We start from the raw sequence: 485 nt of genomic DNA on the forward strand, positions 1-485 counted from the left end.
GGCTAAAACACCGCGCAGCGCGCTTATCACCAGCTTCGAACTGGAGCCGGTCGACGGTGGCGCAGTGGCAGAATACCGTCCGGGGCAATATCTCGGCGTCTGGCTGAAGCCGGAAGGTTTCCCACATCAGGAAATTCGTCAGTACTCTTTGACTCGCAAACCGGATGGCAAAGGCTATCGTATTGCGGTGAAACGCGAAGAGGGTGGGCAGGTATCCAACTGGTTGCACAATCACGCCAATGTTGGCGATGTCGTGAAACTGGTCGCTCCGGCAGGTGATTTCTTTATGGCTGTCGCAGATGACACACCAGTGACGTTAATCTCTGCCGGTGTTGGTCAAACGCCAATGCTGGCAATGCTCGACACGCTGGCAAAAGCAGGCCACACAGCACAAGTGAACTGGTTCCATGCGGCAGAAAATGGCGATGTTCACGCCTTTGCCGATGAAGTTAAGGAACTGGGGCAGTCACTGCCGCGCTTTACCG

General features: G+C 55.5%; 1 protein-coding gene. It reads left to right on the forward strand.

Going from position 1 to position 485, the window contains the following annotated elements:
* Positions 1-485: FAD-binding oxidoreductase (locus M8009_RS18885; protein ID WP_250064022.1), on the forward strand; the 485-nt coding region annotated here is incomplete at both ends.

This window comes from Halomonas gemina (assembly GCF_023554995.1).
Classification (GTDB): Bacteria; Pseudomonadota; Gammaproteobacteria; order Pseudomonadales; family Halomonadaceae; genus Halomonas; species Halomonas gemina.